Source organism: Oerskovia paurometabola, from assembly GCF_016907365.1.
Taxonomy (GTDB): Bacteria; Actinomycetota; Actinomycetes; order Actinomycetales; family Cellulomonadaceae; genus Oerskovia; species Oerskovia paurometabola.
In genome coordinates, this window is sequence record NZ_JAFBBV010000001.1 from 1,273,770 (window position 1) to 1,300,014 (window position 26,245).

37 protein-coding genes are annotated in these 26,245 nt (G+C 68.1%); 35 read left to right on the top strand and 2 right to left on the bottom strand.

Annotated features, from left to right (window positions below):
* Window positions 1–79: 79 nt before the first annotated feature.
* The 33 genes from fusA (at window position 80) to JOD48_RS05835 (ending at window position 22,080) form a co-directional block, all read left to right on the top strand.
* A complete protein-coding gene (fusA, locus tag JOD48_RS05675) occupies window positions 80–2,185 on the top strand; it encodes an elongation factor G (protein WP_191791532.1) in 2,106 nt (701 codons plus the stop codon).
* Between the two features lie 118 nt (window positions 2,186–2,303).
* Window positions 2,304–3,494 carry an elongation factor Tu gene (gene tuf / locus JOD48_RS05680; protein ID WP_138825549.1) on the top strand — a complete coding sequence of 397 codons (1,191 nt, stop codon included), beginning with the start codon at window positions 2,304–2,306 and terminating at the stop codon, window positions 3,492–3,494.
* 1,067 nt (window positions 3,495–4,561) lie between these two features.
* Entirely contained in the window at window positions 4,562–4,870 is a 309-nt protein-coding gene (gene rpsJ, locus JOD48_RS05685; RefSeq protein WP_012867945.1) for a 30S ribosomal protein S10, read from the top strand.
* 14 nt (window positions 4,871–4,884) lie between these two features.
* Window positions 4,885–5,547, top strand: a complete 663-nt coding sequence (gene rplC / locus JOD48_RS05690; protein WP_191791530.1) for a 50S ribosomal protein L3 — start codon at window positions 4,885–4,887, stop codon at window positions 5,545–5,547.
* A gap of 5 nt (window positions 5,548–5,552) precedes the next feature.
* Window positions 5,553–6,254, top strand: coding sequence for a 50S ribosomal protein L4 (gene rplD / locus JOD48_RS05695; protein WP_191791528.1), 702 nt, complete (start codon window positions 5,553–5,555; stop codon window positions 6,252–6,254).
* Window positions 6,251–6,553 (top strand): 50S ribosomal protein L23, encoded by a 303-nt coding sequence (gene rplW, locus JOD48_RS05700; RefSeq protein WP_030151937.1) that lies wholly within the window; start codon window positions 6,251–6,253, stop codon window positions 6,551–6,553. The genes rplD and rplW overlap by 4 nt, the downstream gene beginning before the upstream one ends.
* Before the next feature lie 33 nt (window positions 6,554–6,586).
* Window positions 6,587–7,423, top strand: coding sequence for a 50S ribosomal protein L2 (rplB, locus tag JOD48_RS05705; RefSeq protein WP_056653766.1), 837 nt, complete (start codon window positions 6,587–6,589; stop codon window positions 7,421–7,423).
* Window positions 7,424–7,437: 14 nt separating this feature from the next.
* Window positions 7,438–7,719: a 30S ribosomal protein S19 gene (rpsS, locus tag JOD48_RS05710; protein WP_012867940.1), complete on the top strand. Its 282-nt coding sequence runs from the start codon at window positions 7,438–7,440 to the stop codon at window positions 7,717–7,719.
* 70 nt (window positions 7,720–7,789) lie between these two features.
* The gene (rplV, locus tag JOD48_RS05715) at window positions 7,790–8,161 is read left to right on the top strand and encodes a 50S ribosomal protein L22 (protein WP_030151935.1); all 372 of its coding nucleotides are present in this window, start codon (window positions 7,790–7,792) and stop codon (window positions 8,159–8,161) included.
* Window positions 8,161–9,003: a 30S ribosomal protein S3 gene (gene rpsC / locus JOD48_RS05720; RefSeq protein WP_030151934.1), complete on the top strand. Its 843-nt coding sequence runs from the start codon at window positions 8,161–8,163 to the stop codon at window positions 9,001–9,003. The genes rplV and rpsC overlap by 1 nt, the downstream gene beginning before the upstream one ends.
* Before the next feature lie 2 nt (window positions 9,004–9,005).
* Window positions 9,006–9,425: a 50S ribosomal protein L16 gene (rplP, locus tag JOD48_RS05725; RefSeq protein ID WP_030151933.1), complete on the top strand. Its 420-nt coding sequence runs from the start codon at window positions 9,006–9,008 to the stop codon at window positions 9,423–9,425.
* Window positions 9,425–9,664: a 50S ribosomal protein L29 gene (gene rpmC / locus JOD48_RS05730; RefSeq protein ID WP_030151932.1), complete on the top strand. Its 240-nt coding sequence runs from the start codon at window positions 9,425–9,427 to the stop codon at window positions 9,662–9,664. The genes rplP and rpmC overlap by 1 nt, the downstream gene beginning before the upstream one ends.
* A gap of 7 nt (window positions 9,665–9,671) precedes the next feature.
* On the top strand, window positions 9,672–9,974 hold the full coding sequence (rpsQ, locus tag JOD48_RS05735; protein ID WP_030151931.1) for a 30S ribosomal protein S17: 303 nt from the start codon (window positions 9,672–9,674) through the stop codon (window positions 9,972–9,974).
* Window positions 9,975–10,177: 203 nt separating this feature from the next.
* Entirely contained in the window at window positions 10,178–10,546 is a 369-nt protein-coding gene (gene rplN, locus JOD48_RS05740; protein WP_021480431.1) for a 50S ribosomal protein L14, read from the top strand.
* 2 nt (window positions 10,547–10,548) lie between these two features.
* Window positions 10,549–10,890, top strand: coding sequence for a 50S ribosomal protein L24 (gene rplX, locus JOD48_RS05745; protein ID WP_191791527.1), 342 nt, complete (start codon window positions 10,549–10,551; stop codon window positions 10,888–10,890).
* The gene (gene rplE, locus JOD48_RS05750) at window positions 10,890–11,459 is read left to right on the top strand and encodes a 50S ribosomal protein L5 (RefSeq protein WP_030151929.1); all 570 of its coding nucleotides are present in this window, start codon (window positions 10,890–10,892) and stop codon (window positions 11,457–11,459) included. Before rplX ends, rplE begins: the two co-directional genes overlap by 1 nt.
* 1 nt (window position 11,460) lies before the next feature.
* Window positions 11,461–11,646, top strand: coding sequence for a type Z 30S ribosomal protein S14 (locus JOD48_RS05755; protein WP_012867931.1), 186 nt, complete (start codon window positions 11,461–11,463; stop codon window positions 11,644–11,646).
* Between the two features lie 76 nt (window positions 11,647–11,722).
* Window positions 11,723–12,121, top strand: coding sequence for a 30S ribosomal protein S8 (gene rpsH / locus JOD48_RS05760; RefSeq protein WP_030151928.1), 399 nt, complete (start codon window positions 11,723–11,725; stop codon window positions 12,119–12,121).
* Window positions 12,122–12,141: 20 nt separating this feature from the next.
* A complete protein-coding gene (gene rplF / locus JOD48_RS05765; protein WP_030151927.1) occupies window positions 12,142–12,678 on the top strand; it encodes a 50S ribosomal protein L6 in 537 nt (178 codons plus the stop codon).
* Between the two features lie 2 nt (window positions 12,679–12,680).
* A complete protein-coding gene (gene rplR, locus JOD48_RS05770; RefSeq protein WP_030151926.1) occupies window positions 12,681–13,052 on the top strand; it encodes a 50S ribosomal protein L18 in 372 nt (123 codons plus the stop codon).
* Between the two features lie 52 nt (window positions 13,053–13,104).
* A complete protein-coding gene (rpsE, locus tag JOD48_RS05775; protein ID WP_191791525.1) occupies window positions 13,105–13,761 on the top strand; it encodes a 30S ribosomal protein S5 in 657 nt (218 codons plus the stop codon).
* Window positions 13,761–13,943, top strand: a complete 183-nt coding sequence (gene rpmD / locus JOD48_RS05780) for a 50S ribosomal protein L30 (protein ID WP_030151924.1) — start codon at window positions 13,761–13,763, stop codon at window positions 13,941–13,943. Before rpsE ends, rpmD begins: the two co-directional genes overlap by 1 nt.
* 2 nt (window positions 13,944–13,945) lie before the next feature.
* Window positions 13,946–14,518 (top strand): 50S ribosomal protein L15, encoded by a 573-nt coding sequence (rplO, locus tag JOD48_RS05785; RefSeq protein WP_138825543.1) that lies wholly within the window; start codon window positions 13,946–13,948, stop codon window positions 14,516–14,518.
* Between the two features lie 231 nt (window positions 14,519–14,749).
* Complete coding sequence (gene secY / locus JOD48_RS05790) at window positions 14,750–16,045, top strand: preprotein translocase subunit SecY (protein ID WP_191791521.1); 1,296 nt, start codon at window positions 14,750–14,752, stop codon at window positions 16,043–16,045.
* A 59-nt stretch (window positions 16,046–16,104) separates the two neighbouring features.
* Window positions 16,105–16,662 carry an adenylate kinase gene (locus JOD48_RS05795; protein WP_191791642.1) on the top strand — a complete coding sequence of 186 codons (558 nt, stop codon included), beginning with the start codon at window positions 16,105–16,107 and terminating at the stop codon, window positions 16,660–16,662.
* 23 nt (window positions 16,663–16,685) lie between these two features.
* Window positions 16,686–17,522 carry a type I methionyl aminopeptidase gene (gene map / locus JOD48_RS05800; RefSeq protein WP_191791520.1) on the top strand — a complete coding sequence of 279 codons (837 nt, stop codon included), beginning with the start codon at window positions 16,686–16,688 and terminating at the stop codon, window positions 17,520–17,522.
* Between the two features lie 397 nt (window positions 17,523–17,919).
* Window positions 17,920–18,141 carry a translation initiation factor IF-1 gene (gene infA / locus JOD48_RS05805; RefSeq protein ID WP_012867920.1) on the top strand — a complete coding sequence of 74 codons (222 nt, stop codon included), beginning with the start codon at window positions 17,920–17,922 and terminating at the stop codon, window positions 18,139–18,141.
* 85 nt (window positions 18,142–18,226) lie between these two features.
* On the top strand, window positions 18,227–18,340 hold the full coding sequence (gene rpmJ / locus JOD48_RS05810) for a 50S ribosomal protein L36 (protein WP_009740505.1): 114 nt from the start codon (window positions 18,227–18,229) through the stop codon (window positions 18,338–18,340).
* Window positions 18,341–18,553: 213 nt separating this feature from the next.
* Window positions 18,554–18,928: a 30S ribosomal protein S13 gene (gene rpsM, locus JOD48_RS05815; protein ID WP_030151919.1), complete on the top strand. Its 375-nt coding sequence runs from the start codon at window positions 18,554–18,556 to the stop codon at window positions 18,926–18,928.
* A gap of 103 nt (window positions 18,929–19,031) precedes the next feature.
* A complete protein-coding gene (gene rpsK / locus JOD48_RS05820; protein ID WP_030151918.1) occupies window positions 19,032–19,436 on the top strand; it encodes a 30S ribosomal protein S11 in 405 nt (134 codons plus the stop codon).
* Window positions 19,437–19,590: 154 nt separating this feature from the next.
* A complete protein-coding gene (locus tag JOD48_RS05825; RefSeq protein WP_030151917.1) occupies window positions 19,591–20,610 on the top strand; it encodes a DNA-directed RNA polymerase subunit alpha in 1,020 nt (339 codons plus the stop codon).
* A 56-nt stretch (window positions 20,611–20,666) separates the two neighbouring features.
* Window positions 20,667–21,212, top strand: coding sequence for a 50S ribosomal protein L17 (rplQ, locus tag JOD48_RS05830; RefSeq protein WP_191791518.1), 546 nt, complete (start codon window positions 20,667–20,669; stop codon window positions 21,210–21,212).
* 148 nt (window positions 21,213–21,360) lie between these two features.
* Window positions 21,361–22,080: an alpha/beta fold hydrolase gene (locus JOD48_RS05835; protein WP_204808002.1), complete on the top strand. Its 720-nt coding sequence runs from the start codon at window positions 21,361–21,363 to the stop codon at window positions 22,078–22,080.
* 1 nt (window position 22,081) lies between these two features.
* Here JOD48_RS05835 and JOD48_RS05840 read toward each other — a convergent pair whose 3' ends face one another.
* A complete protein-coding gene (locus tag JOD48_RS05840) occupies window positions 22,082–22,867 on the bottom strand; it encodes an ROK family protein (RefSeq protein WP_191791515.1) in 786 nt (261 codons plus the stop codon).
* A gap of 34 nt (window positions 22,868–22,901) precedes the next feature.
* On the opposite strand from JOD48_RS05840, the gene truA reads away from it, so the two are divergent.
* On the top strand, window positions 22,902–23,816 hold the full coding sequence (gene truA / locus JOD48_RS05845; RefSeq protein WP_204808004.1) for a tRNA pseudouridine(38-40) synthase TruA: 915 nt from the start codon (window positions 22,902–22,904) through the stop codon (window positions 23,814–23,816).
* A gap of 3 nt (window positions 23,817–23,819) precedes the next feature.
* On the opposite strand, the gene JOD48_RS05850 is transcribed toward truA, so the two are convergent.
* Window positions 23,820–24,218 (bottom strand): DUF5709 domain-containing protein, encoded by a 399-nt coding sequence (locus JOD48_RS05850; RefSeq protein ID WP_191791511.1) that lies wholly within the window; start codon window positions 24,216–24,218, stop codon window positions 23,820–23,822.
* Between the two features lie 223 nt (window positions 24,219–24,441).
* On the opposite strand from JOD48_RS05850, the gene JOD48_RS05855 reads away from it, so the two are divergent.
* Window positions 24,442–26,157, top strand: coding sequence for an ABC-F family ATP-binding cassette domain-containing protein (locus tag JOD48_RS05855; RefSeq protein WP_204808006.1), 1,716 nt, complete (start codon window positions 24,442–24,444; stop codon window positions 26,155–26,157).
* The last annotated feature ends 88 nt before the right edge of the window (window positions 26,158–26,245 follow it).

The window sequence follows — 26,245 nt, forward strand, 5'->3', positions numbered from 1 at the left end:
CCCCGGGGCCGTCGGCGGGTCCGGCCGGCTTCGGTAGAAGCAGCGCCCCCGACTCAACCCACACAAAGGGGAAGTACCCGTGGCACTTGACGTGCTGACCGACCTGAACAAGGTCCGCAACATCGGCATCATGGCCCACATCGATGCCGGTAAGACCACGACCACCGAGCGCATCCTGTTCTACACCGGGGTGAACTACAAGATCGGTGAGACGCACGACGGCGCATCGACGACCGACTGGATGGAGCAGGAGAAGGAGCGCGGCATCACGATCACGTCTGCCGCCGTGACCTGCTTCTGGAACAAGAACCAGATCAACATCATCGACACCCCTGGCCACGTGGACTTCACGGTCGAGGTCGAGCGCTCCCTGCGTGTGCTCGACGGCGCTGTCGCTGTCTTCGACGGCAAGGAGGGCGTCGAGCCCCAGTCCGAGACCGTCTGGCGCCAGGCCGACAAGTACAACGTCCCGCGCATCTGCTTCGTCAACAAGATGGACAAGCTCGGCGCGGACTTCTACTTCACGGTCGACACCATCGTGAACCGCCTCAAGGCCAAGCCGCTGGTCATCCAGCTGCCGATCGGCTCCGAGAGCGACTTCACGGGCGTCGTCGACCTGCTCGAGATGCGCGCACTCGTGTGGCGCGGCGAGACGAAGATGGGCGAGGCGTACGAGATCGAGGAGATCCCCGCGGACCTCCTGGAGAAGGCGCAGCAGTACCGTGCCGACCTCATCGAGAACGTCGCCGAGGCCGACGAGGAGCTCCTCGAGAAGTACCTCAACGGCGAAGAGCTGACGCTCGCGGAGATCAAGTCCGCGATCCGCAAGCTCACCGTCTCGGGCGAGGCCTTCCCGGTGCTCTGCGGCTCCGCGTTCAAGAACAAGGGCGTCCAGCCCATGCTCGACGCGGTCATCGACTACCTGCCGTCGCCCCTCGACGTCCCGGCCATCAACGGCCACGACGTCAAGGACGAGGAGAAGATCGTCGAGCGCCACCCCGACGCCACGGAGCCGTTCTCGGCCCTCGCGTTCAAGGTCGCCTCGCACCCGTTCTTCGGCAAGCTGACGTACGTCCGCGTCTACTCCGGCCAGGTCACGCCGGGCACCCAGGTGCTCAACGCGACCAAGGGCAAGAAGGAGCGTCTGGGCAAGATCTTCCAGATGCACTCCAACAAGGAGAACGCGGTCGAGCTCGGCAGCGCCGGGCACATCTACGCGTTCATCGGCCTCAAGGACACGACGACCGGTGACACCCTGTGTGACATCGCGAACCCCGTGGTCCTCGAGTCGATGACCTTCCCGGAGCCCGTCATCGACGTGGCCATCGAGCCCAAGACGAAGGCCGACCAGGAGAAGCTCTCGGTCGCCATCCAGAAGCTCGCCGAGGAGGACCCGACCTTCCGCGTCAAGCTCGACGAGGAGACCGGCCAGACCGTCATCGGCGGTATGGGCGAGCTCCACCTCGACATCCTCGTCGACCGCATGCGTCGCGAGTTCAACGTCGAGGCCAACGTCGGCAAGCCGCAGGTCGCGTACCGCGAGACCATCCGCCGTACCGCGGAGAAGATCGACTACACGCACAAGAAGCAGACCGGTGGTTCGGGTCAGTTCGCCAAGGTGCAGGTCACCTTCGAGCCTCTCGACCTGACCGAGGGCGGCGAGCTCTACGAGTTCAAGAACGCCGTCACCGGTGGTCGCATCCCGCGTGAGTACATCCCGTCGGTCGACGCCGGTATCCAGGCCGCCCTCCAGCTGGGCGTCCTCGCCGGCTTCCCGCTCGTGGGCGTGAAGGCTACGCTCATCGACGGCGCGTACCATGATGTCGACTCTTCGGAGATGGCGTTCAAGATTGCCGGCTCGATGGTCCTCAAGGAGGGCGTCAAGCGGGCGGACCCGGTTCTGCTGGAGCCGGTCATGGCGGTCGAGGTGCGTACGCCCGAGGAGTACATGGGCGACGTGATCGGTGACCTCAACTCTCGTCGCGGCATGATCCAGTCCATGGAGGACGCGACGGGTGTCAAGGTCGTCCGTGCTCAAGTACCGTTGTCCGAGATGTTCGGGTACATCGGTGACCTGCGGTCGAAGACCCAGGGTCGCGCTGTGTACTCGATGTCATTCGACAGCTACGCCGAGGTCCCTCGGAACGTTGCCGAAGAGATCATCAAGAAGACCCGGGGCGAGTGAGTCCCCACAGGTCGAAGACCCTGTAACAACCATCAACCTGTAGCGACCCGCACGCCCCGCAGATGTCTTGCGCATCTGCATCGTTCGGCACAACTACCCAAGTCCCAGGAGGACCCCAGTGGCGAAGGCCAAGTTCGAGCGGACCAAGCCGCACGTCAACGTCGGAACCATCGGTCACGTCGACCACGGTAAGACCACGCTGACGGCAGCGATCTCCAAGGTGCTGCACGACAAGTACCCGGACGTGAACCCCGAGTTCAAGTTCGACGAGATCGACAAGGCTCCGGAAGAGAAGCAGCGCGGTATCACGATCAACATCGCGCACATCGAGTACGAGACGGAGAAGCGTCACTACGCTCACGTCGACGCTCCCGGTCACGCCGACTACATCAAGAACATGATCACCGGTGCTGCTCAGATGGACGGCGCGATCCTCGTGGTCGCCGCCACCGACGGCCCGATGGCTCAGACGCGTGAGCACGTTCTGCTCGCCCGCCAGGTGGGTGTCCCCTACCTGCTGGTCGCGCTGAACAAGTCCGACATGGTCGAGGACGAGGAAATCCTCGAGCTCGTCGAGATGGAGGTGCGCGAGCTCCTCTCCTCGCAGGGCTTCGACGGTGACGAGGCCCCCGTGGTCCGCGTCTCCGGTCTGAAGGCTCTCGAGGGCGACCCCGAGTGGGTCAAGTCCGTCGAGGCGCTCATGGAGGCCGTGGACGAGAACGTCCCCGAGCCCGTCCGTGAGCTCGACAAGCCCTTCCTCATGCCCGTCGAGGACGTCTTCACGATCACCGGTCGTGGAACCGTCGTCACCGGCAAGGTCGAGCGCGGCACCCTCGCGGTCAACTCGGAGGTCGAGATCGTCGGCATCCGCAACCCGCAGAAGACCACGGTCACGGGTATCGAGACGTTCCACAAGCAGATGGACGAGGCTCAGGCCGGCGACAACACCGGTCTGCTGCTCCGCGGCATCAAGCGCGAGGACGTCGAGCGCGGCCAGGTCGTCGTCAAGCCGGGTTCGATCACCCCGCACACCGACTTCGAGGCTCAGGTCTACATCCTGGGCAAGGACGAGGGTGGGCGTCACAACCCGTTCTTCTCGAACTACCGCCCGCAGTTCTACTTCCGTACCACGGACGTCACCGGCGTCATCACGCTGCCCGAGGGCACCGAGATGGTCATGCCCGGCGACAACACCGAGATGACGGTCGAGCTGATCCAGCCGATCGCCATGGAGGAGGGCCTCGGCTTCGCCATCCGTGAGGGCGGCCGTACGGTCGGATCGGGCCGTGTCACGAAGATCATCAAGTGATCTTCTGATCTCCTGATCCACCCCGGCTCCTGAGCCTCGCGCTCGGGGGTTCCGGGAAGGATTGACCGAAGGGCCCGGGTACCGCAAGGTACCCGGGCCCTTCGGCGTACCCAGGGGAGTCCGGGGCAGCGGGGGCTGTCGACGTCTGCGCGCTGCCGGGGCAGGCGACGGGAGGCCCTGCCAAGGGTGCGCCGGCTGCCGGGGCCGCGACCGCACCGCAGCGCCAGCGGGGCGCACGTCGATCCGCACGGAACGTCGCGCGGCTCGCGGCTCGCGGCGCCGCCGGTGGGCGGTTTGCGCCAGTGGGCGGCGCCGCCGCCGTTGGGCGTCCCGGGGGAGGGGAGAGGCGTGCGCGGTCCCCCCCGAACGGTCGTCGGCTCGATCACCGGTCGGTCCGAAGGGTCGTGCAGGCGGTGCGTGACCGATCCGAGGATCCGGATCGGCGAGATGTGTCGTCGGGGTGGTGCCCCGCCCGGAAGCACCCGCGCAGCATCTTTGCTGGTCAGGGACGTACCGGCCGCGGCAGCACGCCGCGCCGTTCGATGCGGTGGTCGTCCGAGGACGGTGCGCCTGGTCACACAGTTCGGCGAGAGCGCCCGGGGAGGTTACCCTGGATGGACGACGTGCCCGCTCGACGCGTGAGCACGTCGGTCGTCGCACGAGGTCGGCCCCGGTGGTCGATGTCTCGTGCACGACGATTGGTCTTCCACGGTTCCCTGTGGCAGACTGTTCAGGTTGCCTGTTACGGGTGCGCTCTTTCATGTGTCGAACAGTGTGTTGAACCGCTAAGCATGCGGACCTCGGTGTTCCGAGGTTGCCGCGGGTTGAACTCTCTGTCGACACAGATCGAGGACCCCGCGGAGCTCAGGTTCTGCACAGGCTCGACAACGTTGTGAACGGCTGTGACGCCGTCGGGCGCCAGAAGCTGGCCCGATGTGTCAGCGGTTCACATATCCAACGGCCCTGCACCGTTCTCGGTGCGTGCGCTCGGTAGGTCGCGATAGGCGACACGCCCGAGCGCGGGGGTCGGACAGCTAGCGGTTCGAGAGAGAGAGTCAGACGACGCCATGGCGGGACAGAAGATCCGCATCCGGCTCAAGTCCTACGACCACGAGGTGATTGACAGCTCGGCGCGCAAGATCGTCGACACTGTCACCCGCGCTGGTGCAACGGTCGTGGGCCCGGTGCCGCTGCCGACGGAGAAGAACGTCTTCTGCGTCATCCGGTCGCCTCACAAGTACAAGGACAGCCGCGAGCACTTCGAGATGCGCACGCACAAGCGGCTTATCGACATCATCGATCCCACGCCGAAGGCCGTCGACTCGCTCATGCGTCTCGACCTGCCTGCGGACGTGAACATCGAGATCAAGCTCTGAGGCGGGAGGACAACATGACTACGCCCCAGCAGAACGAGCGGCCCGTCACGGCCGTGCTCGGCACGAAGCTCGGCATGACCCAGCTCTGGGACGAGGCAGGCCGCCTGGTCCCCGTCACGGTCGTCGCCGTGGGCACGAACGTCGTGACCCAGGTCCGCACCGCGGACACCGACGGTTACGCCGCGGTCCAGCTGGCCGCAGGCCAGATCGACCCGCGCAAGGTCACGAAGCCCCTCAAGGGCCACTTCGAGAAGGCCGGCGTCACGCCGCGCCGTCACGTGACCGAGATCCGCACCACCGATGCCGGTGAGTACACCCTCGGCCAGGAGATCACCGCGGAGGCCTTCGAGGCCGGCGCGAAGGTCGACGTCGTGGGCACCACCAAGGGCAAGGGCACCGCCGGTGTCATGAAGCGTCACGGCTTCCACGGCGTGGGTGCCTCCCACGGTGCGCACCGCAACCACCGCAAGCCTGGTTCGATCGGTGGGGCCTCGACCCCGTCGCGAGTCTTCAAGGGCGTGCGCATGGCCGGTCGGATGGGCTTCGACCGTCAGACCACGCAGAACCTGACCGTCCACGCGGTCGACGCAGAGAAGGGTCTGCTGCTCGTCAAGGGCGCAGTGCCCGGCCCCAAGGGCGGCGTCGTCCTCGTGCGTAGCGCCGTGAAGGGAGCATGACACTCATGGCAGCTCTCACTGTTGACGTCCTCGACGCCACGGGCAAGAAGGCCGGCACCGCCGACCTTCCCGCCGAGGTGTTCGACGTCCAGACGAACGTCCCGCTGATCCACCAGGTTGTCGTCGCGCAGCTCGCTGCAGCCCGTCAGGGCACGCACGACACCAAGAGCCGCGGCGAGGTCCGCGGTGGTGGACGCAAGCCGTACAAGCAGAAGGGCACCGGCCGCGCCCGTCAGGGTTCGACCCGTGCTCCTCAGTTCGCCGGCGGTGGGGTCGTTCACGGCCCGACGCCGCGCGACTACAGCCAGCGCACCCCCAAGAAGATGAAGGCTGCTGCCCTGCGCGGCGCCCTGTCCGACCGGGCTCGTGCCGGCCGTGTCCACGTCGTGACCGGTTTCGGGATCGACGGCCAGCCGTCGACCAAGGCCGCGATCAACTCGCTCGCCAACCTCTCTCCCCGCAAGCACGTGCTCGTGGTGCTGGAGCGTGGCGACGAGCTGACGAGCAAGTCCCTCCGCAACGCGGAGCAGGTGCACCTCCTGGTCGCTGACCAGCTGAACACCTACGACGTGCTCGTCTCCGACGACGTGGTCTTCACCGAGGGCGCACTCGCTGCGTTCCTCGCCGGACCCGCCACGGGCTCTTCGGTCAAGGCCGTCGCGTCCGAGTCGGAAGCAGCTGACGAGGCCGAGGAGGCCGCGAAGTGACCGCCGTGACGAAGGACCCCCGCGACATCCTGCTCGCGCCGGTGGTCTCCGAGAAGAGCTACGGGCTCCTCGACGAGGGTAAGTACACCTTCCTCGTGGACCCGCGGGCCAACAAGACCGAGATCAAGATTGCCGTCGAGCAGATCTTCTCGGTCAAGGTTGCCTCCGTGAACACGATCAACCGCAAGGGCAAGACCCGGCGGACGCGTTTCGGACTGGGCAAGCGCAAGGACACCAAGCGTGCGATCGTCACCCTCCGCGAGGGCACGATCGACATCTTCGGCGGGCCGGTCGGCTGAGGCCGGACGAGAGCAGATTGAGGACAGATCCCCATGGGAATCCGTAAGTACAAGCCGACGACGCCCGGCCGCCGCGGCTCGAGCGTTGCCGACTTCGTCGAGATCACGCGCTCGCAGCCGGAGAAGTCGCTGGTCCGTCCGCTCACCAAGAGCGGTGGCCGCAACAGCACCGGTCGCATCACCACCCGTCACAAGGGTGGTGGCCACAAGCGCGCATACCGCGTCATCGACTTCCGTCGCCACGACAAGGACGGCGTGCCCGCGAAGGTCGCTCACATCGAGTACGACCCCAACCGCACGGCACGCATCGCGCTCCTGCACTACGCGGACGGCGAGAAGCGCTACATCATCGCGCCGAACAAGCTGAAGCAGGGCGACGTCATCGAGAACGGCGCCGGCGCTGACATCAAGCCCGGCAACAACCTGCCGTTGCGCAACATCCCGACCGGTACGGTCATCCACGCCATCGAGCTCAAGCCCGGTGGCGGCGCGAAGATCGCCCGTTCGGCTGGTGCCTCCGTGCAGCTCGTCGCCAAGGACGGCCCCTACGCCCAGCTGCGTATGCCTTCCGGTGAGATCCGCAACGTCGACCTGCGCTGCCGCGCGACGGTCGGCGAGGTGGGCAACGCCGAGCAGTCGAACATCAACTGGGGCAAGGCCGGCCGTATGCGTTGGAAGGGCAAGCGCCCCTCCGTCCGTGGTGTCGCCATGAACCCGATCGACCACCCTCACGGTGGTGGTGAAGGCAAGACCTCCGGTGGACGTCACCCGGTCAGCCCCTGGGGCCAGGCCGAAGGTCGTACCCGCCGTCCCAACAAGCCGAGCGACAAGCTGATCGTGCGTCGTCGCCGTACCGGCAAGAAGCGCTGATAGGAGCCTGACAGATGCCACGCAGCCTGAAGAAGGGCCCCTTCGTGGATGGACACCTTCAGAAGAAGGTGGACGTCCAGAACGAGAAGGGGACCAAGAACGTCATCAAGACCTGGTCCCGTCGGTCGGTCATCACGCCCGACTTCCTCGGTCACACTTTTGCCGTGCACGACGGGCGCAAGCACACTCCGGTGTTCGTCACCGAGTCGATGGTTGGCCACAAGCTCGGCGAGTTCGCACCCACCCGGACCTTCCGCGGCCACGTGAAGGACGACAAGAAGGGCCGTCGTCGCTGATCTGCGTGCAGACGCAGATCACGAGACGACGACTCCGAACGTCATGACGAGACAAGAAGGCAGGACAGCAATGGAAGCCAAGGCGCAGGCGCGGTTCGTCCGTGTCACGCCCCAGAAGGCCCGGCGCGTCGTGGACCTCATCCGTGGCAAGCAGGCCACCGAGGCCGTCGCGGTGCTGAAGTTCGCACCGCAGGCCGCGAGTGAGCCGATCCGCAAGGTCGTGGAGAGCGCGATCGCGAACGCACGGGTGAAGGCCGACCGCGCGAGCGTGGCATTCGACGAGCAGGAGCTCGTCGTTGCCCAGGCGTTCGTGGACGAGGGCCCGACCCTCAAGCGGTTCCGGCCTCGCGCTCAGGGGCGCGCGAGCCAGATCCTCAAGCGGACGAGCCACATCACCGTGGTTCTCGTTCCGCGCGAAGACACGAAGGGAAGGGCCCGATAGTGGGACAGAAGGTTCACCCGCACGGGTACCGCCTCGGCATCACCACCGACCACCGGTCGCGGTGGTTCGCCGACAGCACCAAGCCCGGACAGCGGTACCGCGACTACGTCCGCGAGGACGTGCAGATCCGCAAGCTCATGGCCACCGGCCTCGAGCGTGCCGGCATCTCCAAGGTCGAGATCGAGCGCACCCGTGACCGTGTGCGTGTGGACATCCACACGGCACGCCCGGGTATCGTCATCGGCCGCCGTGGCGCAGAGGCAGACCGCATCCGCGGCGAGCTCGAGAAGCTCACGGGCAAGCAGGTCCAGCTCAACATCCTCGAGGTCAAGAACGCTGAGATCGATGCTCAGCTCGTGGCCCAGGGGATCGCCGAGCAGCTTGCGAGCCGTGTGTCCTTCCGCCGTGCGATGCGCAAGGGCATGCAGTCCGCGCAGCGCGCCGGGGCCAAGGGCATCCGTGTCCAGTGCTCGGGCCGCCTCGGTGGCGCCGAGATGAGCCGTTCGGAGTTCTACCGCGAAGGCCGTGTGCCGCTGCACACGCTCCGCGCGAACATCGACTACGGCTTCTTCGAGGCCCGCACCACCTTCGGCCGTATCGGCGTCAAGGTGTGGATCTACAAGGGCGACATGACCGAGAAGGAGTTCGCTGCGCAGCAGGCGACCGCCGCTCCCCGCCAGGGCCGTGGTGGCCCCCGCGGTGGCGACCGTCCTGACCGTGGCGGAGACCGTCGTGGCGCCGGCCGTCGCAACGAGCGTCCGGCACAGTCCGAGGCACCTGCAGCTGCAGGGGCGGAGGCACCTGTCGCCGAGAAGGCTCCTGAGTCCGGAACGGAGGCCTGAGCATGCTGATCCCGCGCAGGCTGAAGCACCGTAAGCAGCACCACCCCTCGCGCTCCGGCGCCTCGAAGGGTGGCAACCAGATCGCGTTCGGCGAGTTCGGCATCCAGGCTCTCGAGCCTGCGTACGTCACGAACCGCCAGATCGAGGCTGCTCGTATCGCGATGACCCGCCACATCAAGCGAGGCGGAAAGGTCTGGATCAACATCTACCCGGACCGCCCGCTGACCAAGAAGCCGGCGGAGACCCGCATGGGTTCTGGTAAGGGTTCGCCCGAGTGGTGGATCGCCAACGTCAAGCCCGGCCGCATCGTCTTCGAGCTGGCCGGTGTCCCGGAGCCCCTGGCTCGCGAGGCCATGCGCCGCGCGATCCACAAGCTCCCGATGAAGTGCCGTTTCGTGGTGCGCGAGGGTGGTGGCAACTGATGGCTATCGGAACCAAGGAACTGGCTTCGAGCGAGCTTGACACGTTCGACGACGAGAAGCTCGTCGCCGAGCTGAAGAAGGCCAAGGAGGAGCTTTTCAACCTCCGCTTCCAGTCGGCCACCGGCCAGCTGGAGAGCCACGGTCGCCTGAAGGCCGTGCGCCGCGACATCGCGCGGATCTACACGATCCTCCGCGAGCGCGAGCTCGGTATCCGTACCGCACCGAGCGTGAGTGAGTGAGGCTGGAATGAGCGAGAACGCAACGAACGCCGCACCGGTGACCGAGACGGCCGCTGAGCAGCGCGCCAACCGCAAGACGCGGCGCGGCTACGTGGTGAGCGACAAGATGGACAAGACCGTCGTGATCGAGGTCGAGGACCGGGTCAAGCACCCGCTCTACGGCAAGGTCATCCGACGCACGAGCAAGGTCAAGGTCCACGACGAGCAGAACGCTGCTGGTGTCGGAGACCTCGTCCTTATCATGGAGACCCGCCCGCTGTCCGCGACCAAGCGGTGGCGCCTGGTGGAGATCCTCGAGAAGGCCAAGTAGGCCCTGTGCCTAACAGGTCGTGACGGGCGGGGTCCCGCCCGTCACGACCGGTCTCGGCCGCACCAAGGTGCGGCAACCAGTAGACAGGGCGGCGAGACCCCGCCGCACCTGGCCGGTTCACCCGCGAGGGACCCGGCACTGACAGCTATCCGTTCGGCAAGGCTCGCTCTGCGAGAACCGGCTCGACGACAGGAGTTCACTACATGATCCAGCAGGAGTCGCGACTTCGCGTCGCCGACAACACGGGTGCCAAGGAGATTCTCTGCATCCGTGTTCTCGGCGGTTCGGGCCGTCGCTACGCCGGAATCGGCGACGTCATCGTCGCAACCGTCAAGGACGCTATCCCCGGTGGCAACGTGAAGAAGGGCGACGTCGTCAAGGCGGTCGTCGTACGCACCGCCAAGGAGCGCCGTCGTCCGGACGGTTCCTACATCAAGTTTGACGAGAACGCGGCCGTGATCCTCAAGAACGACGGCGAGCCCCGTGGTACGCGCATCTTCGGTCCCGTGGGCCGCGAGCTGCGTGACAAGCGGTTCATGAAGATCATCTCGCTGGCTCCGGAGGTGCTCTGAACATGGCGAAGATCAAGAAGGGCGACCTGGTGGTCGTCATCTCTGGCAAGGACCGCACCCAGCAGGGTCGCGTGCTCGAGGTCCTCACGGACTCCGACCGCGTGATCGTCGAGGGCATCAACCGCGTCACGAAGCACACCAAGGTGGGTCAGTCCCAGCGTGGGACGCGTACCGGTGGCATCGAGGTCGTCGAGGCGCCGATCCACGTGAGCAACGTGATGGTCGTCGACCCGGAGACCAAGAAGGGCACCCGCGTCGGGTACCGCACCGAAGAGGTCGAGCGTGACGGCCGTACGCGCAAGGTTCGCGTGCGCGTCGCCAAGCGTTCCGGTAAGGACATCTGATGAGCACTGAACTGCAAGCCCCTGAGATCGCGCGTCTCAAGCAGCGCTACCGCGACGAGATCGTCGCCGGCCTCCTCGAGGAGTTCGGCCACGAGAACGTCAACCAGGTTGCACGACTGACGAAGATCGTCGTCAACATGGGTGTCGGCGACGCGGCCAAGGACTCGAAGCTCATCGAGGGTGCCATCCGCGACCTCTCGGCCATCACCGGCCAGAAGCCGCAGGTCACCAAGGCCCGCAAGTCCATCGCTCAGTTCAAGCTGCGTGAGGGCATGCCGATCGGCGCGCACGTCACGCTGCGCGGCGACCGCATGTGGGAGTTCCTCGACCGCCTGCTGTCCATCGCTCTGCCCCGTATCCGCGACTTCCGCGGACTCTCGGCCAAGCAGTTCGACGGCCACGGCAACTACACCTTCGGTCTCACGGAGCAGTCGATGTTCCACGAGATCGACCAGGACAAGATCGATCGCGTCCGCGGTATGGACATCACGATCGTGACGACGGCGACGACCGACGACGAGGGCCGCTCCCTGCTGCGCCGTCTCGGCTTCCCCTTCAAGGAGAACTGACATGGCGAAGAAGGCCCTGGTCAACAAGGCAGCCGCAAAGCCTAAGTTCGCGGTCCGCGCCTACACTCGCTGCCAGAAGTGCGGTCGCCCGCACTCCGTGTACCGCAAGTTCGGCCTGTGCCGTATCTGCGTCCGCGAGATGGCACACCGTGGCGAGCTTCCCGGCGTCACCAAGAGCAGCTGGTAACAACTACGTCGCAGGTCTGGCACGGTTCCCCTCGGGGAGCCGGCCAGATACCCCGGCGAGGAAGGGCTGAAGCCCAATGACGATGACCGACCCGATCGCAGACATGCTGACCCGTCTGCGTAACGCGAACTCGGCTTACCACGAGACGGTTCAGATGCCGTTCTCGAAGCTGAAGTCGCACATTGCTGAAATCCTGCAGGCCGAGGGCTACATCTCCGGCTGGACCGTCGAGGACGCGCCCGTGGGCAAGTACCTCACGATCCAGCTGAAGTTCGGCCCGAACCGTGAGCGCTCCCTTGCCGGTGTGCGCCGCGTGTCGAAGCCCGGTCTGCGTGTGTACGCGAAGTCGACCAACCTGCCCAAGGTTCTCGGTGGCCTCGGCGTGGCGATCCTGTCCACGTCCTCCGGCCTCCTGACCGACCGTCAGGCAGCCAAGAAGGGCGTGGGCGGAGAAGTCCTCGCCTACGTCTGGTAATCGGAAAGGAGAGATACGCCATGTCTCGTATCGGCAAGATCCCCGTTCCGGTTCCCGCCGGAGTGGATGTCACGATCAGCGGCGCGCTGGTGACGGTCAAGGGCCCGAAGGGGTCCCTGGAGCACACCATCCCCGCCCCCATCGAGGTCTCCCAGGACGCTGACACCCTCGTGGTGACGCGCCCGAACGACGAGCGTGCATCGCGCGCTCTGCACGGCCTGACCCGCACCCTTCTCGCGAACCTGGTGACCGGTGTCACCCAGGGCTACGAGAAGAAGCTCGAGATCGTCGGTACCGGTTACCGCGTGACCGCGAAGGGCACTGACCTGGAGTTCGCTCTCGGTTTCAGCCACCCCGTCGTGATCTCCGCACCGGCCGGCATCACCTTCGCTGTCGAGTCCCCGACCAAGTTCTCGGTCTCGGGCATCGACAAGCAGCAGGTCGGCGAGGTCGCTGCGAACATCCGCAAGATCCGCAAGCCCGAGCCGTACAAGGGCAAGGGTGTGCGTTACGCCGGCGAGGTCGTCCGCCGCAAGGTCGGAAAGGCTGGTAAGTAACGATGGCTCTCAAGGTTCTCGGCAAGGGCAAGGCAGTTTCGCGCAAGCGTCGCCACCTCCGCCTGCGCAAGAAGATCGCCGGCACGGCCGCGCGTCCCCGCCTCGTCGTGACGCGTTCTGCGCGCCACATCACGGCGCAGATCGTGGACGACACGATCGGCCAGACCGTTGCTTCCGCATCGACCATCGAGGGCGACCTGCGGTCGTTCGACGGCGACAAGAGCGCGAAGGCCCGCAAGGTCGGCGAGCTCGTCGCCGAGCGTGCCAAGGCCGCTGGTGTCGACTCGGTCGTCTTCGACCGCGGTGGCAACAAGTACCACGGCCGGGTGGCTGCAGTCGCCGACGGGGCCCGCGAAGGCGGTCTGTCCCTGTGATGATGGCCGAAACCACCACCGTGTACACGGTACGGAAGCAAAGGATTCTCTGATGGCTGCAGGGCAGCGCAGCAACACCGGCGCCCCTACGGGTGCCGCCAACGAGTCGACCGACCGCAACTCCGGAGGCCGCGGCGGCGATCGTCGCGACGGTCGCCGTGGTGACGGTCGCCGTGGTGACGCCGCCGAGAAGAACGCCTTCGTCGAGCGCGTCGTCACCATCAACCGCGTGTCCAAGGTCGTCAAGGGTGGCCGCCGCTTCAGCTTCACCGCGCTCGTCGTGGTGGGCGATGGCGACGGAACCGTCGGCGTCGGCTACGGCAAGGCGAAGGAAGTCCCCGCGGCGATCGCCAAGGGTGTCGAGGAGGCCAAGAAGAACTTCTTCAAGGTTCCCCGCATCCAGGGCACCATCCCTCACCCCATCCAGGGTGAGGCAGCCGCCGGTGTCGTCTTCCTGCGTCCGGCAGCCCCGGGTACCGGTGTCATCGCCGGTGGTCCGGTGCGCGCCGTGCTGGAGTGCGCGGGCATCCACGACGTCCTGAGCAAGTCGCTCGGTTCGTCCAACGCGATCAACATCGTGCACGCGACGGTCGAGGCACTGCGCAACCTGGAGCAGCCTGAGGCTGTTGCAGCGCGTCGTGGCCTGCCGCTCGAGGCCGTGGCTCCGGCCGCGCTCCTTCGTGCACGCGCAGCTGGGGTAGGTGCGTGATGGCTCGACTCAAGGTGACCCAGACGAAGTCCGCCATCGGCGGCAAGCAGAATCAGCGCGACACGCTGCGCACTCTGGGCCTCAAGCGGATCGGCGACACCGCCGTGAAGGAGGACCGCCCGGAGATCCGCGGCATGGTCGCAACGGTGGCGCACCTCGTCGCCGTTGAGGAGGTCGAGTGATCATGGCTGAGAAGGCCAAGAAGGAGACCGCGGTCGAGGCTTCGACCGACGCTCCGAAGAAGAAGGCTCCTGCCAAGAAGGCTGCTGCGACCGAGGCCCCCAAGGCCGAGGCGCAGCAGACCGTCGGCGCTGGTGGCACCCTCAAGGTCCACCACCTCCGTCCCGCCCCCGGCGCCAAGAAGGCCAAGACCCGCGTGGGTCGTGGTGAGGCGTCGAAGGGTAAGACGGCCGGCCGTGGTACCAAGGGCCAGAAGGCCCGTTACCAGGTGCCGGAGCGCTTCGAAGGTGGACAGATGCCGCTGCACATGCGTCTGCCCAAGCTTCGTGGCTTCAAGAACCCGTTCCGCACGGAGTACCAGGTCGTGAACCTGGACAAGCTCTCCGCGCTGTACCCCGAGGGTGGCTCCGTCACCGTCGAGGACCTCGTCGCCAAGGGAGCCGTCCGCAAGGGCGAGCTCGTCAAGGTGCTCGGCACGGGTGAGGTCACCGTCAAGCTCGAGGTCGCGGTCGACGCGTTCTCGGCTTCCGCCAAGGACAAGATCCTTGCGGCCGGTGGCTCCGTCTCGGAGGACTGACACGTAGGACAGGGCCGATAGCGCGATGCGCTGTCGGCCCTGTCTGCGTCTGGGGGTGGCTGCCGGTGCCGCCGCTGCTCGGGGGAACGTAGAATCATCGCCGGTTGTCTCAATTTGCCGTCCATCGCGGCGCAGCGGCTAAGGTGCCCCATGGCGTCCCGTGCCGGGTGCGTCACATCTCGCCGACCAACCGGCGACACGACATCCCGCCTCGGCGGGCCAGGAGGATAGGTGCTCAGCGCATTCGCCCGGGCTTTCCGGACACCTGACCTGCGGCGCAAGCTGCTGTTCACGATCGCGATCATGGCGATCTTCCGTGTGGGCTCGTTCATCCCGACCCCTGGTGTGGACTACGCCAACGTCCAGCAGTGCATCGACACCCAGGGCCAGAACAACCTCCTGGGCATGGTGAACCTGTTCAGTGGTGGCGCCCTGCTCCAGCTCTCGATCTTCGCGCTCGGCATCATGCCGTACATCACCGCGAGCATCATCGTGCAGCTGCTCCGCGTGGTCATCCCTCACTTCGAGGCGCTGCACAAGGAGGGCCAGTCCGGCACCGCGAAGCTCACGCAGTACACGCGCTACCTGACGATCGCCCTCGCCATCCTGCAGTCCACGACCGTCATCACGACGGCCCGCAGCGGCCTGCTCTTCCCTGGCTGCCCCGTCCCCGTGATCCCCGACAACAGCTTCCTGACGTCGGCGATCATGGTGATCACCATGACCGCGGGTACCGGCCTCATCATGTGGCTCGGCGAGCTCATCTCCGAGCGCGGTGTCGGCAACGGCATGTCGCTCCTCATCTTCACGTCGATCGCCGCCAGCTTCCCGGTCGCTCTGTGGTCCATCGCGGGCGGCTCGAACGGTGCGATCAACTTCACGATCATGATCGCGGTCATCGTCCTGGTCATCGGCCTGGTGGTCTTCGTCGAGCAGTCCCAGCGCCGTGTGCCGGTCCAGTACGCGAAGCGCATGGTCGGACGCAAGATGTACGGCGGCTCGAGCACCTACATCCCGATCAAGATCAACATGTCCGGCGTCATCCCGGTCATCTTCGCGTCGTCGCTGCTCGCGGTCCCCGGCCTCATCGCCCAGTTCGGCGACACGACGGCAGGGTGGGTCCAGTGGGTCACGAAGTACCTCGCGGACCCGGCCTCGCCGATCCACATCTCGATCTACGTGGTGCTCATCGTCTTCTTCTGCTTCTTCTACACGGCCATCACGTTCAACCCGGACGAGGTCGCGGACAACATGAAGAAGTACGGCGGCTTCATCCCGGGCATCCGGGCCGGTCGCCCCACGGCCGAGTACCTCGACTACGTCATCACCCGCATCACCTCGGCGGGTGCCATCTACCTCGCGCTCGTTGCGCTGATCCCGACGCTCGTCCTGGTCCTGCTGGGGGTGAGCACCAACATTCCGTTCGGTGGTAGCTCGATCCTCATCGTGGTGGGCGTCGGCCTCGAGACGGTCAAGCAGATCGACTCGCAGCTGCAGCAGCGTCACTACGAAGGGTTCCTCCGTTGACCTCAGAGTTGACCTCCGACGCTCCGCGCTCCAGCACGGGCTCCGCTCGCCTGATCATCATGGGTCCCCAGGGCGCCGGCAAGGGCACCCAGGCGGCTCGTCTGGCGGAGCACTACGGCATCCCGGCGATCTCCACGGGCGACATCTTCCGTGCGAACATCAAGGGCGGCACCGAGCTGGGCAAGCTGGTGCAGGAGTACACGGCCAAGGGCGAGCTCGTCCCCGACTCGGTGACGAACGACATGGTCCGTGACCGCCTCGCGCAGGACGACGTCGCGCGCGGCTTCATCCTCGACGGCTACCCGCGCAACGCGGCCCAGGTCGTCGAGCTCGACGGGATCCTCGCGGACCTCGGCGTCGAGCTGGACGCCGTCCTCGAGCTCACCGCGGACCGCGACGAGCTCCTCGCCCGCCTGCGCAAGCGTGCGGAGATCGAGGGGCGCGAGGACGACACCGAGGAGGCGATCGCCCGCCGTCTCGACATCTACGCCGAGCAGACCGCTCCGCTCACGTCCGCCTACGCCGAGCGGGGCCTGCTGGCCCAGGTCGACGGCATCGGTGAGATCGACGACGTGACCGCGCGTCTCGTCGAGGCGCTCGCGCCTCTCGTCGGCTGACCCGGGGACGGTAGGTACGCGAAGTGTTCGGTCGCGAGAAGATCGAGTACAAGACGGTCGACCAGGTGCGCACGATGCGCCGGGCGGGGCTGGTGGTCGCTGACGCGCTCGCCACGGTCCGCTCGGCGGTGCGTCCGGGCATGACGACCGCGGACCTGGACGCGCTGGCTGCGGCCGTGATCGGTGACGCCGGCGCGACGCCGTCGTTCCTCGGCTATCACGGCTACCCAGCGACGCTGTGCGTGTCCGTGAACGACGAGGTCGTGCACGGCATCCCGGGGACGCGCGAGCTGCTCCCGGGCGACGTGGTGTCGGTGGACTGCGGTGCGATCGTCGACGGATGGCACGGGGACTCCGCGTTCTCGTTCGTCCTGCCCGACGCAGACCCGGCGGACGTCGCGCTCGTCGAGGCGACCGAGCGGGCGCTCTGGGCCGGCATCGCCGCCCTGGCGACCGGGGAGCGCCTGGGGGACGTCGGCAACGCGGTCGAGGACTCGATCGAGTCGTCGGCAGCGGCGGACGGCGTCCCGTACGGGATCATCGAGGAGTACGTGGGGCACGGCATCGGGACGTCGATGCACCAGCCGCCGGACGTCCTGAACTACCGCACACGCGAGCGTGGGCCACGGCTCAAGCCGGGCATGTGCCTGGCGATCGAGCCCATGGTGACCCGTGGCGAGCGGTTCACGCAGGTGCTCGAGGACGACTGGACGGTCGTGACCGACGATGGTGCGCGTGCCGCGCACTGGGAGCACAGCGTCGCGATCCTCGAGGACGGCATCTGGGTCCTGACGGCCCCGGACGGCGGCGCAGCAAAGCTCGCCGAGCTCGGCGTGACGGTCGCCCCCCTCGACGTCTGAGCCTCGCCCTCGGCGACCGGCCCGTTCCTTGCCTCATCAGGCAGGGGACGGGCCGTCGACGTGCCGGGGGAGCGGTAGCACGGCCGTCGGGCCCTCAGGCCCCGTTCAGGAGGGGCCTGGCGCGTCGTGCGGGCTCCCGCGCGGCCCCCGCAGATCTCCTCACGTCCGCGCAGCGAGGGCCGACGAGGTCGTCTGGCGTCCACGTGTCCGGCAGCACAGTGGCTCCGGTTCCTTCTCCTGGATCAATGCCGTAGGATAGTCCGCTGGGTGTAGTCCGCGTTCCCTGTTCGAGTTCAACCGACCGGGCAGCAGGGCGGAATGCACACGACGTCCACTCACCGGTCCTCGTAGAGCACGGGTGCGTGGGAAGCAGTTCGGACGAGAGTTAGCGGAGGATATGGCAAAGAAGGACGGTGTCATCGAGATCGAGGGCAGCGTGGTCGAGGCCCTGCCGAACGCGATGTTCCGCGTGGAGCTGGCCAACGGGCACAAGGTTCTGGCTCACATCTCGGGCAAGATGCGACAGCACTACATCCGGATCCTCCCCGAGGACCGAGTGGTGGTGGAGCTGAGCCCGTACGACCTGTCCCGTGGCCGGATCGTCTACCGCTACAAGTAGTCGTCAAGAATCCACCACTCGAAACAACTGCTGCCGCAGGCCTGGGTTCGCCCGCGCGTGCGTGCGGCGGCGGAGGAACAGACTGATGAAGGTCAAGCCCAGCGTCAAGAAGATCTGCGACAAGTGCAAGGTGATCCGCCGGCACGGTCGCGTCATGGTGATCTGCGAGAACCTGCGCCACAAGCAGCGCCAGGGCTGAGTCCCCGGCGCTCCGGCGCACGGTGATCCAGGTCCGCGAGAGCGGACCGATCGCCGGCACCCTCGGGTGCCAACCAGCGCACCACCACGAACCTCACGGTCGGGCCGCACAGGCCCACTGAGGGGAACCCCCGGCTCGGAGGCCGGGGCCCGCAGCTCCGCGGGAAGATGGTGCGGTAGACCTCCGAACGAAGTAACAGGAGCCGGAAGGCACATGGCACGTCTTGTCGGCGTCGACCTCCCCCGCGAGAAGCGGCTCGAGATCGCGCTCACCTACATCTACGGCGTCGGCCGTACCCGCGCCCAGCAGACGCTGGCCGCCACCGGGATCTCCCCGGACGTTCGCGTGAAGGACCTCGGTGACACCGAGCTCGTCGCGCTGCGTGACTACCTCGAGGGCAACTACAAGCTCGAGGGTGACCTCCGCCGTGAGGTGGCTGCTGACATTCGCCGCAAGGTCGAGATCGGCTGCTACGAGGGCCTGCGTCACCGCCGTGGCCTGCCCGTCCGCGGGCAGCGCACCAAGACCAACGCGCGTACCCGCAAGGGACCCAAGCGCACCGTGGCCGGCAAGAAGAAGGCCCGCTAAGCAGTAGTCCGTGGAACGCGTGCAGCACGCCTGAGCCTCGAGCTCACCCGCGCGGCGCACGCCGACCCGGTCCGAACACCTCAGACCAGGAGAAGATCCAGAAATGCCTCCCAAGACTCGCGCCACCGCGGCCCGCAAGCCGCGCCGCAAGGACAAGAAGAACGTCCCCCACGGCCAGGCGCACATCAAGAGCACGTTCAACAACACGATCGTGTCGATCACCGACCCGACCGGTGCCGTCATCGCCTGGGCCTCGGCCGGGCACGTCGGCTTCAAGGGCTCGCGCAAGTCGACCCCGTTCGCCGCGCAGCTCGCTGCTGAGTCCGCGGCCCGCCGCGCCCAGGAGCACGGCGTCAAGAAGGTCGACGTCTTCGTCAAGGGCCCCGGCTCCGGCCGTGAGACCGCGATCCGTTCGCTCACCGCGACGGGCCTCGAGGTCGGCTCGATCCAGGACGTCACGCCTCAGGCTCACAACGGCTGCCGCCCCCCGAAGCGTCGCCGCGTCTGATCCTCTGCTCCGCTCGTCGTCGCGTCGCCCCCGGTCCTGCCGGCCGGCGCGACGACGGGCGCAGCACCCTGGACGGGTGGACAGAGTCCCGTCCAGGAGCACGCGTTGCCCGTGATGCGTCATATAGCGGACGCACACCGAAAGGAACACACCAGTGCTGATCGCACAGCGCCCCACCCTGACCGAAGAGGTCATCTCGGAGAACCGTTCGCGCTTCTCCATCGAGCCGCTCGAGCCTGGCTTCGGCTACACCCTCGGCAACTCGCTTCGTCGCACCCTGCTCTCGTCCATCCCGGGCGCTGCAGTGACCTCGATCCGCATCGACGGTGTCCTCCACGAGTTCACCACCGTTGCCGGTGTCAAGGAAGACGTCACCGAGATCATCCTCAACATCAAGAACCTCGTGGTCTCCTCGGAGAACGACGAGCCGGTCGTGATGTACCTGCGCAAGCAGGGTGCTGGCGCGGTCACCGCCGCGGACATCGTCCCGCCGGCGGGTGTGGAGGTCCACAACCCGGACCTGCACATCGCCACCCTCAACGACAAGGGCAAGCTCGAGATCGAGCTGACGGTCGAGCGTGGACGTGGCTACGTCTCCGCGAACCAGAACAAGTCCTTCGACGCCGAGATCGGCCGTGTTCCCGTCGACTCGATCTACTCGCCGGTCCTCAAGGTCACGTACAAGGTCGAGGCGACCCGCGTCGAGCAGCGCACCGACTTCGACAAGCTGATCGTCGACGTCGAGACGAAGCAGGCGATCTCCCCGCGCGACGCGCTGGCCTCGGCCGGCAAGACGCTCGTCGAGCTCTTCGGCCTCGCCCGTGAGCTGAACGTCGAGGCCGAGGGCATCGAGATCGGCCCGTCCCCGACGGACGCCGCGCTCGCTGCGGACCTCGCGCTCCCGATCGAGGAGCTCAACCTCACGATCCGCTCGTACAACTGCCTCAAGCGCGAGGGCATCCACCAGGTCGGCGAGCTCGTCGCTCGCAGCGAGGCAGACCTGCTGGACATCCGGAACTTCGGCGCGAAGTCCATCAACGAGGTCAAGGAGAAGCTCGCCGAGCTCGGCCTGAACCTCAAGGACTCGCCGCTGGACTTCGACCCCTCCACAGCGGACTACTACGAGGCCGACGAGGACGAGGCGACGTTCTCCGACGGGCAGCAGCAGTTCTGACCTTCCGTGCTCGCGGCTCGGCCGCACGCACGATCCACTTCTAAGGAGCAAGATCAATGCCTACCCCCACCAAGGGTCCGCGGCTCGGCGGTGGCCCGGCTCACGAGCGTCTCATCCTCGCGAACCTGTCCACGCAGCTCTTCGAGCACGGCCGCATCACGACCACCGAGACCAAGGCCAAGCGCCTGCGCCCGGTGGCCGAGCGCCTCATCACGTTCGCGAAGCGCGGTGACCTGGCGGCTCGTCGTCGCGTCATGACCGTCGTCCGCGACAAGTCCGTCGTGCACACGCTGTTCACCGAGATCGCCCCGCAGATGGCGGAGCGCAACGGTGGCTACACGCGCATCACGAAGGTCGGCAACCGCAAGGGCGACAACGCCCCCATGGCCGTCATCGAGCTCGTGACCGAGCCCGTCAGCCCCAAGCAGGCCGTCGTCCGCGAGGCCGAGAAGGCTGCGAAGAAGGCCAGCAAGCCCAAGGCTGCCAAGGTCGAGGACGCCCCGGTCGAGGACGCCAAGATCGAGGACGCTCCCGTCGTCGAGGACGCTCCCGTCGTGGAGGACGCCCCCGTCGAGGACGCCAAGGACTCGAAGGAGAAGTGATCCCGCCCCGGCTCAGCCGGACGGGTATCTCCTGAAGGGCCCGGCACCATCTGGTGCCGGGCCCTTCGCCGTACCCGCCGGCGGGTACCCGCCGGCCGAGCGCCCGTCGTGCGGGTGCGCGCGCCGTCGGGCCCCTAGATTGGTCCGTATGGGTCTGCCGGTGCTGTTCGTCCATGGTTCGCGTACGTCCCGCACGATGTGGCGGGCGCAGCTCGAGGCCATGGATCGTGCCGGCATCGTGGCCTCGGCCGTGGACCTGCCCGGGCACGGCGAGCGGACGGACGAGGTGTTCACGCTCGACGGTGCGGTGGCGACCGTCGCCGGGGCTGTGGACGGCCTGGGAGGCCGCGCGCTCGTCGTCGGGCTCTCGCTCGGCGGGTACGTGGGGATCGAGCACCGTGCGCGGTTCCCCGGGCAGGTCGTGGGGCTCGTCGCTGCGAGCTGTTGCACGGTGCCGGCGTCGCGCCTGCGCGTCGCCTGGCGCGTCGCTGCGGACCGGATCGAGAGGCTGCCCGACAACGGTGCCGCGCTCAACCATGCGCTCGTGCGCAGGACGCTCCCTGCGGCGGGCATCGAGGACATCGGGGCGGGTGGGTTCGCGCTGACGACCATGACGGCGATCCTGGACGAGGTGGGACGCACGGCGCCCTTGTCCGCGCTGTCGGCGACGGACTCGCCCGTGTGGTTCGTCAACGGGCGGTGGGACCACTTCCGGCTCGGGGAGCGCGCGTACGTCGCGGCGGCACGCTCGGGTGGCGCGCGGGCCGAGCTCGTCGTGATCCCGGGTGCCAAGCACCTCGTGAGCCTCGACCGTCCTGTCGCGTTCAACCGGGCGGTCCTCGCGGCGCACCGCGAGCTCGACCGGTAGGTCAGGCGAGCGGCAGGTCCCAGGCCCTTGCCCCGCCCACGAGGGCCGCCGAGTTGGGCACGATCACGACGTCGTCGCCGAGGCGTTCGAGTGCGGACGGCGTGATCTGGCGCGAGTTGCCTCCGCCCAGGTAGAGCCGGTCCCACCAGAACACGGGCCGCAGCCCCTCGACGAGCGCGACCACGCGCCGTGACCACAGGCCGTTCCCTAGGCGCCGCCGCTCGACCTCGCCGACGTACTCGTCGTACGTCGTGCCGCGCCGGACGGGCGCGTGCGACCACTCGAGGTGCGGTGCGAGGCGTCCGCCGTGGAACAGTGCCGAGCCCAGCCCGGTCCCGAGCGTGAGCACGAGCTCGAGTCCTGACGCGGCGACGACCCCCGCCCCGTGGACCTCGGCGTCGTTGAGGACGAGCGCGGGCATCCGGAGGCGTTCGCCCACGGCCGCCTGGACGTCGAAGCTGGCCCACTGCTCGGCCAGGGCCGGGTCGATCCTGCTGCGCGGCCCCGAGCGCGTGATGTAGTGCGGGGTGTGCACGACGACTCCGCGGCGGATCATGCCGGGCATGCCGACCGTGACCCGGTCCGCAGGCGGCAGGCGGTCGGCGATCTGCGCGACGACGTCGACCAGGAGCGACGGGGGCAGGGGGTACGGCGTCGGGACCCGGACGGGGGTCGCGTGCGCGGTCCCGGCGGCGTCGAGCACGTTGGCCTTGATTCCGCCGCCGCCGCAGTCCACCGCGAGGGTGCGCAGCTCGGGGGAGTCGGGGCCGGAGGAGCGTTCGGGCATGTCAGCACAGTAACGGGCGCTAGCGTAGGTGCACGTGACGAACGAGCAGCCGGTCCGCGTCCGCCTGGACCTCGCCTACCAGGGCACGGCCTTCGCCGGGTGGGCACGTCAGCCCGGCCTGCGGACGGTCGAAGGGGCCCTCGAGGAGGGGCTCGGACAGATCCTGCGGGGCGAACCGCCGCGCCTGACCGTCGCGGGCCGGACCGACGCGGGGGTCCACGCGCGCGGGCAGGTCGCGCACGTCGACCTGCCGCGGGCTGCGTGGGACGCGATGCCGGGCCGCTCGGACCGCACCCCTGGTGACGCGCTCGTCGCGCGCCTCGGAGGGGTGCTTCCCGGCGACGTCGTGGTCCACCGGGCGGCGCCTGCGCCTGAGGGGTTCGACGCGCGATTCTCGGCGCTGTTCCGCAGCTACACGTTCCGCATCGTCGACGACCCCGCCCTGCGCGACCCCCTGCGCCGCGAGTGGGTCCTGTGGAACCGCAAGCCGCTCGACGCGGACGCGATGCACGAGGCGCTCCAGCCGCTGCTCGGTGTCCGGGACTTCGCGGCGTTCTGCAAGCCGCGGCCCGGCGCGACCACGATCCGCGAGCTGCAGCACCTGTCCTGGGAGCGGGCGACCGGCGGGCCCGACGCGGGGCTCGTCGTCGCGCACGTCCGTGCGGACGCGTTCTGCCACAACATGGTCCGTGCGCTGGTCGGGGCGTCGGTCGCCGTGGGGGAGGGGCGCCGTCCCGTCTCGTGGCCGGCCGAGGTCCTGGCGGCGAGGCGCCGGGACGCGGGCGCCGGCGTCGTCCCGCCGCACGGCCTGGTGCTCGAGGAGGTCACCTACCCGCCCGACGACGAGCTCGCGGCCCGGGCCGAGCGCGTCCGTGCGGTGCGCATGGACGAGGACGTGTGGGACGCGGGTGCGCCCCCGCACGCGGCCGGGACGTCCCCGACGCCGTAGCCCCTACGGCTCCTCGACGATGTGGATCGCGGCCTCTTCGGCGCTCGCCGCCGCACCGTCGATCCCGGCGTCGTCGGCGTAGGTGTCGTTGACGCGGCCGTCGAGCGCGTCGGGGTCCGCGACGAGCCGTCCCGAGCGTGTCGTGTCGGGCCGGTCGAGCGGGTCGGTCTCCCAGTCCTCGGGCTCCTCGTCGGCGAGGCGCTGGTCGAGCGACTCGCCGTCCTCCTCGAGCCGTTCGGGGTGCGCGTAGGTCAGGGGCGCACGCTCGGGCGGGGCGTATCCCTCGTCGAGCACGTCGTCGACGCCGCGGTCGACCAGGGTGTCGTCGCGCTGGAGCTGGTCGGAGTCGCCCTCGGTGCCGAGGGCGGGGTCTGTCCGGGTGGCAGGTGTGTCGTCGCTCATCCCTCCACACTGTCACCGCGGAGGCGTTCTCGCAGCCCGCGTGGGACTCCCCGTGCCCGTGACGGCCGGGCGCGCTGCCCGACGGCGGAGCGCCCCCGGGGGCGACGGTGCGCTCGGCAGGCGGTCACCTCTGGCAGGCGTGGACGTCACCGTCGGCGGTCAGGTACGTCACCGTCGGCGAAAGGAATCGTCAACGAGGGCATCGGGCAGGGAGGATGTGCCCGTGGGTCACATCGACATCAGCGACATCAGCTACTTCCTGCCCGACGGGCGCCCCCTCCTCGCCGGGGCGACCCTGCGCGTCGCGGACGGGGCCAAGGTCGCCCTCGTCGGGCCCAACGGCGCCGGCAAGACGACGCTCCTGCGCATCGTCGCGGGCGACCTCTCCCCGCACGGGGGCACGGTGGGACGCAGCGGCGGGCTCGGCGTGATGCGCCAGTTCGTGGGCCGCATCGACGACGAGCGCACGGTCCGTGACCTGCTCGTCGACCTCGCGCAGCCCTCGATCCGCGACGCCGCGCGCGAGCTCGCGGCGGCCGAGCTGGACATCATGACGGTCGACGACACCCCGTCCCAGATGCGCTACGCGCAGGCGCTCGCCGACTGGGCCGACGCGCGCGGGTACGAGGCCGAGGCCGAGTGGGACAAGGTCACGGACGAGGTGCTGTCGATCCCGTTCGAGCAGGCGCAGTTCCGCGAGGTCCGCACGCTGTCCGGCGGCGAGCAGAAGCGTCTCGTCCTCACGGCACTGTTCCGCGGCCCCGAGGAGGTGCTGCTCCTCGACGAGCCCGACAACTACCTCGACGTGCCCACCAAGCGGTGGCTCGAGGAGAAGCTCGCGGCCTCGCCCAAGACCGTGCTCTTCATCAGCCACGACCGCGAGCTCCTGGCCCGGACCGCGACGCAGGTCGCGACCGTCGAGCCCACGGCGGCCGGCGGCACGATCTGGGTCCACGGCGGCGGCTTCGGGACGTATGCCGAGGCCCGGGCCGACCGCCGGAGCCGCCTCGAGGAGCTCCTGCGCCGGTGGGAGGAGGAGCACGCCAAGCTCAAGGACCTCGTCAACACCCTCAAGAACAAGGCGGCCTTCAACGACGGGCTCGCGAGCCGGTACCAGGCCGCCCAGACGCGCCTGCGCAAGTTCGAGGAGGCCGGCCCGCCGCAGGTCCTGGCGCACGAGCAGAACGTCAAGGTCCGCCTCACGGGCGGGCGCACGGCCAAGCGGGCCGTGACGTGCGAGCAGCTCGAGCTCACGGGGCTCATGGCGCCGTTCGACCTCGAGGTCTTCTTCGGCGAGCGCGTCGCGATCCTGGGGTCCAACGGTTCGGGCAAGTCGCACTTCATGCGCCTGCTCGCTCGCGGTGGGTCGGACCCGGACGTCGAGCACCGTCCGGTCCTCGACGGTGCCGGGGACGCGTCGGGCTCGGACGACGGCGCGTTCGTCCCGCCCGTGGCCCACACCGGCCGTGCCGTGCTGGGCTCACGGGTGCGCCCGGGGTGGTTCGCGCAGAACCACGCCCACCCCGAGTTCGAGGGCCGCACCCTCCTCGAGATCCTGCACCGCGGCGACGGCGCCCGTGACGGCATGGGCCGCGAGCCCGCGAGCAAGGCGCTCGACCGCTACGAGCTCGTCGGTCAGGCCGAGCAGCGTTTCGAGACGCTGTCGGGTGGGCAGCAGGCGCGCTTCCAGATCCTGCTGCTCGAGCTCGGGGGAGCGACCCTGCTGCTGCTCGACGAGCCCACCGACAACCTCGACCTGCACTCGGCCGAGGCGCTCGAGTCGGGCCTCGCGGCGTTCGAGGGCACGGTGCTGGCCGTCACGCACGACCGATGGTTCGCGCGCGGCTTCGACCGGTTCGTGGTGTTCGGCTCCGACGGGCGCGTCGTCGAGACTCCTGAACCGGTCTGGGACGTCGAGCGGGTCAAGCGCCAGCGGTGACCGGCAGGTGCCGGACCCGGCGGCGTGCGGTGAGCGTGCGGTGAGGAAGGCCACACGCACGGCGGCGGGCCGGTAGCACGACCTGCGC

Excerpts from the sequence above, each read along its gene's own strand:
- rpsJ (WP_012867945.1), top strand. The coding sequence starts at position 4,562 with ATGGCGGGACAGAAGATCCGCATCCGGCTCAAGTCCTACGACCACGAG.
- rplC (WP_191791530.1), top strand. The coding sequence starts at position 4,885 with ATGACTACGCCCCAGCAGAACGAGCGGCCCGTCACGGCCGTGCTCGGC.
- rplD (WP_191791528.1), top strand. The coding sequence starts at position 5,553 with ATGGCAGCTCTCACTGTTGACGTCCTCGACGCCACGGGCAAGAAGGCC.
- rplB (WP_056653766.1), top strand. The coding sequence starts at position 6,587 with ATGGGAATCCGTAAGTACAAGCCGACGACGCCCGGCCGCCGCGGCTCG.
- rpsS (WP_012867940.1), top strand. The coding sequence starts at position 7,438 with ATGCCACGCAGCCTGAAGAAGGGCCCCTTCGTGGATGGACACCTTCAG.
- rplV (WP_030151935.1), top strand. The coding sequence starts at position 7,790 with ATGGAAGCCAAGGCGCAGGCGCGGTTCGTCCGTGTCACGCCCCAGAAG.
- rplP (WP_030151933.1), top strand. The coding sequence starts at position 9,006 with ATGCTGATCCCGCGCAGGCTGAAGCACCGTAAGCAGCACCACCCCTCG.
- rpmC (WP_030151932.1), top strand. The coding sequence starts at position 9,425 with ATGGCTATCGGAACCAAGGAACTGGCTTCGAGCGAGCTTGACACGTTC.
- rpsQ (WP_030151931.1), top strand. The coding sequence starts at position 9,672 with ATGAGCGAGAACGCAACGAACGCCGCACCGGTGACCGAGACGGCCGCT.
- rplN (WP_021480431.1), top strand. The coding sequence starts at position 10,178 with ATGATCCAGCAGGAGTCGCGACTTCGCGTCGCCGACAACACGGGTGCC.
- rplX (WP_191791527.1), top strand. The coding sequence starts at position 10,549 with ATGGCGAAGATCAAGAAGGGCGACCTGGTGGTCGTCATCTCTGGCAAG.
- rplE (WP_030151929.1), top strand. The coding sequence starts at position 10,890 with ATGAGCACTGAACTGCAAGCCCCTGAGATCGCGCGTCTCAAGCAGCGC.
- JOD48_RS05755 (WP_012867931.1), top strand. The coding sequence starts at position 11,461 with ATGGCGAAGAAGGCCCTGGTCAACAAGGCAGCCGCAAAGCCTAAGTTC.
- rpsH (WP_030151928.1), top strand. The coding sequence starts at position 11,723 with ATGACGATGACCGACCCGATCGCAGACATGCTGACCCGTCTGCGTAAC.
- rplF (WP_030151927.1), top strand. The coding sequence starts at position 12,142 with ATGTCTCGTATCGGCAAGATCCCCGTTCCGGTTCCCGCCGGAGTGGAT.
- rplR (WP_030151926.1), top strand. The coding sequence starts at position 12,681 with ATGGCTCTCAAGGTTCTCGGCAAGGGCAAGGCAGTTTCGCGCAAGCGT.
- rpsE (WP_191791525.1), top strand. The coding sequence starts at position 13,105 with ATGGCTGCAGGGCAGCGCAGCAACACCGGCGCCCCTACGGGTGCCGCC.
- rpmD (WP_030151924.1), top strand. The coding sequence starts at position 13,761 with ATGGCTCGACTCAAGGTGACCCAGACGAAGTCCGCCATCGGCGGCAAG.
- rplO (WP_138825543.1), top strand. The coding sequence starts at position 13,946 with ATGGCTGAGAAGGCCAAGAAGGAGACCGCGGTCGAGGCTTCGACCGAC.
- JOD48_RS05795 (WP_191791642.1), top strand. The coding sequence starts at position 16,105 with ATGGGTCCCCAGGGCGCCGGCAAGGGCACCCAGGCGGCTCGTCTGGCG.
- infA (WP_012867920.1), top strand. The coding sequence starts at position 17,920 with ATGGCAAAGAAGGACGGTGTCATCGAGATCGAGGGCAGCGTGGTCGAG.
- rpmJ (WP_009740505.1), top strand. The coding sequence starts at position 18,227 with ATGAAGGTCAAGCCCAGCGTCAAGAAGATCTGCGACAAGTGCAAGGTG.
- rpsM (WP_030151919.1), top strand. The coding sequence starts at position 18,554 with ATGGCACGTCTTGTCGGCGTCGACCTCCCCCGCGAGAAGCGGCTCGAG.
- rpsK (WP_030151918.1), top strand. The coding sequence starts at position 19,032 with ATGCCTCCCAAGACTCGCGCCACCGCGGCCCGCAAGCCGCGCCGCAAG.
- rplQ (WP_191791518.1), top strand. The coding sequence starts at position 20,667 with ATGCCTACCCCCACCAAGGGTCCGCGGCTCGGCGGTGGCCCGGCTCAC.
- JOD48_RS05835 (WP_204808002.1), top strand. The coding sequence starts at position 21,361 with ATGGGTCTGCCGGTGCTGTTCGTCCATGGTTCGCGTACGTCCCGCACG.
- JOD48_RS05840 (WP_191791515.1), bottom strand. The coding sequence starts at position 22,867 with ATGCCCGAACGCTCCTCCGGCCCCGACTCCCCCGAGCTGCGCACCCTC.
- JOD48_RS05850 (WP_191791511.1), bottom strand. The coding sequence starts at position 24,218 with ATGAGCGACGACACACCTGCCACCCGGACAGACCCCGCCCTCGGCACC.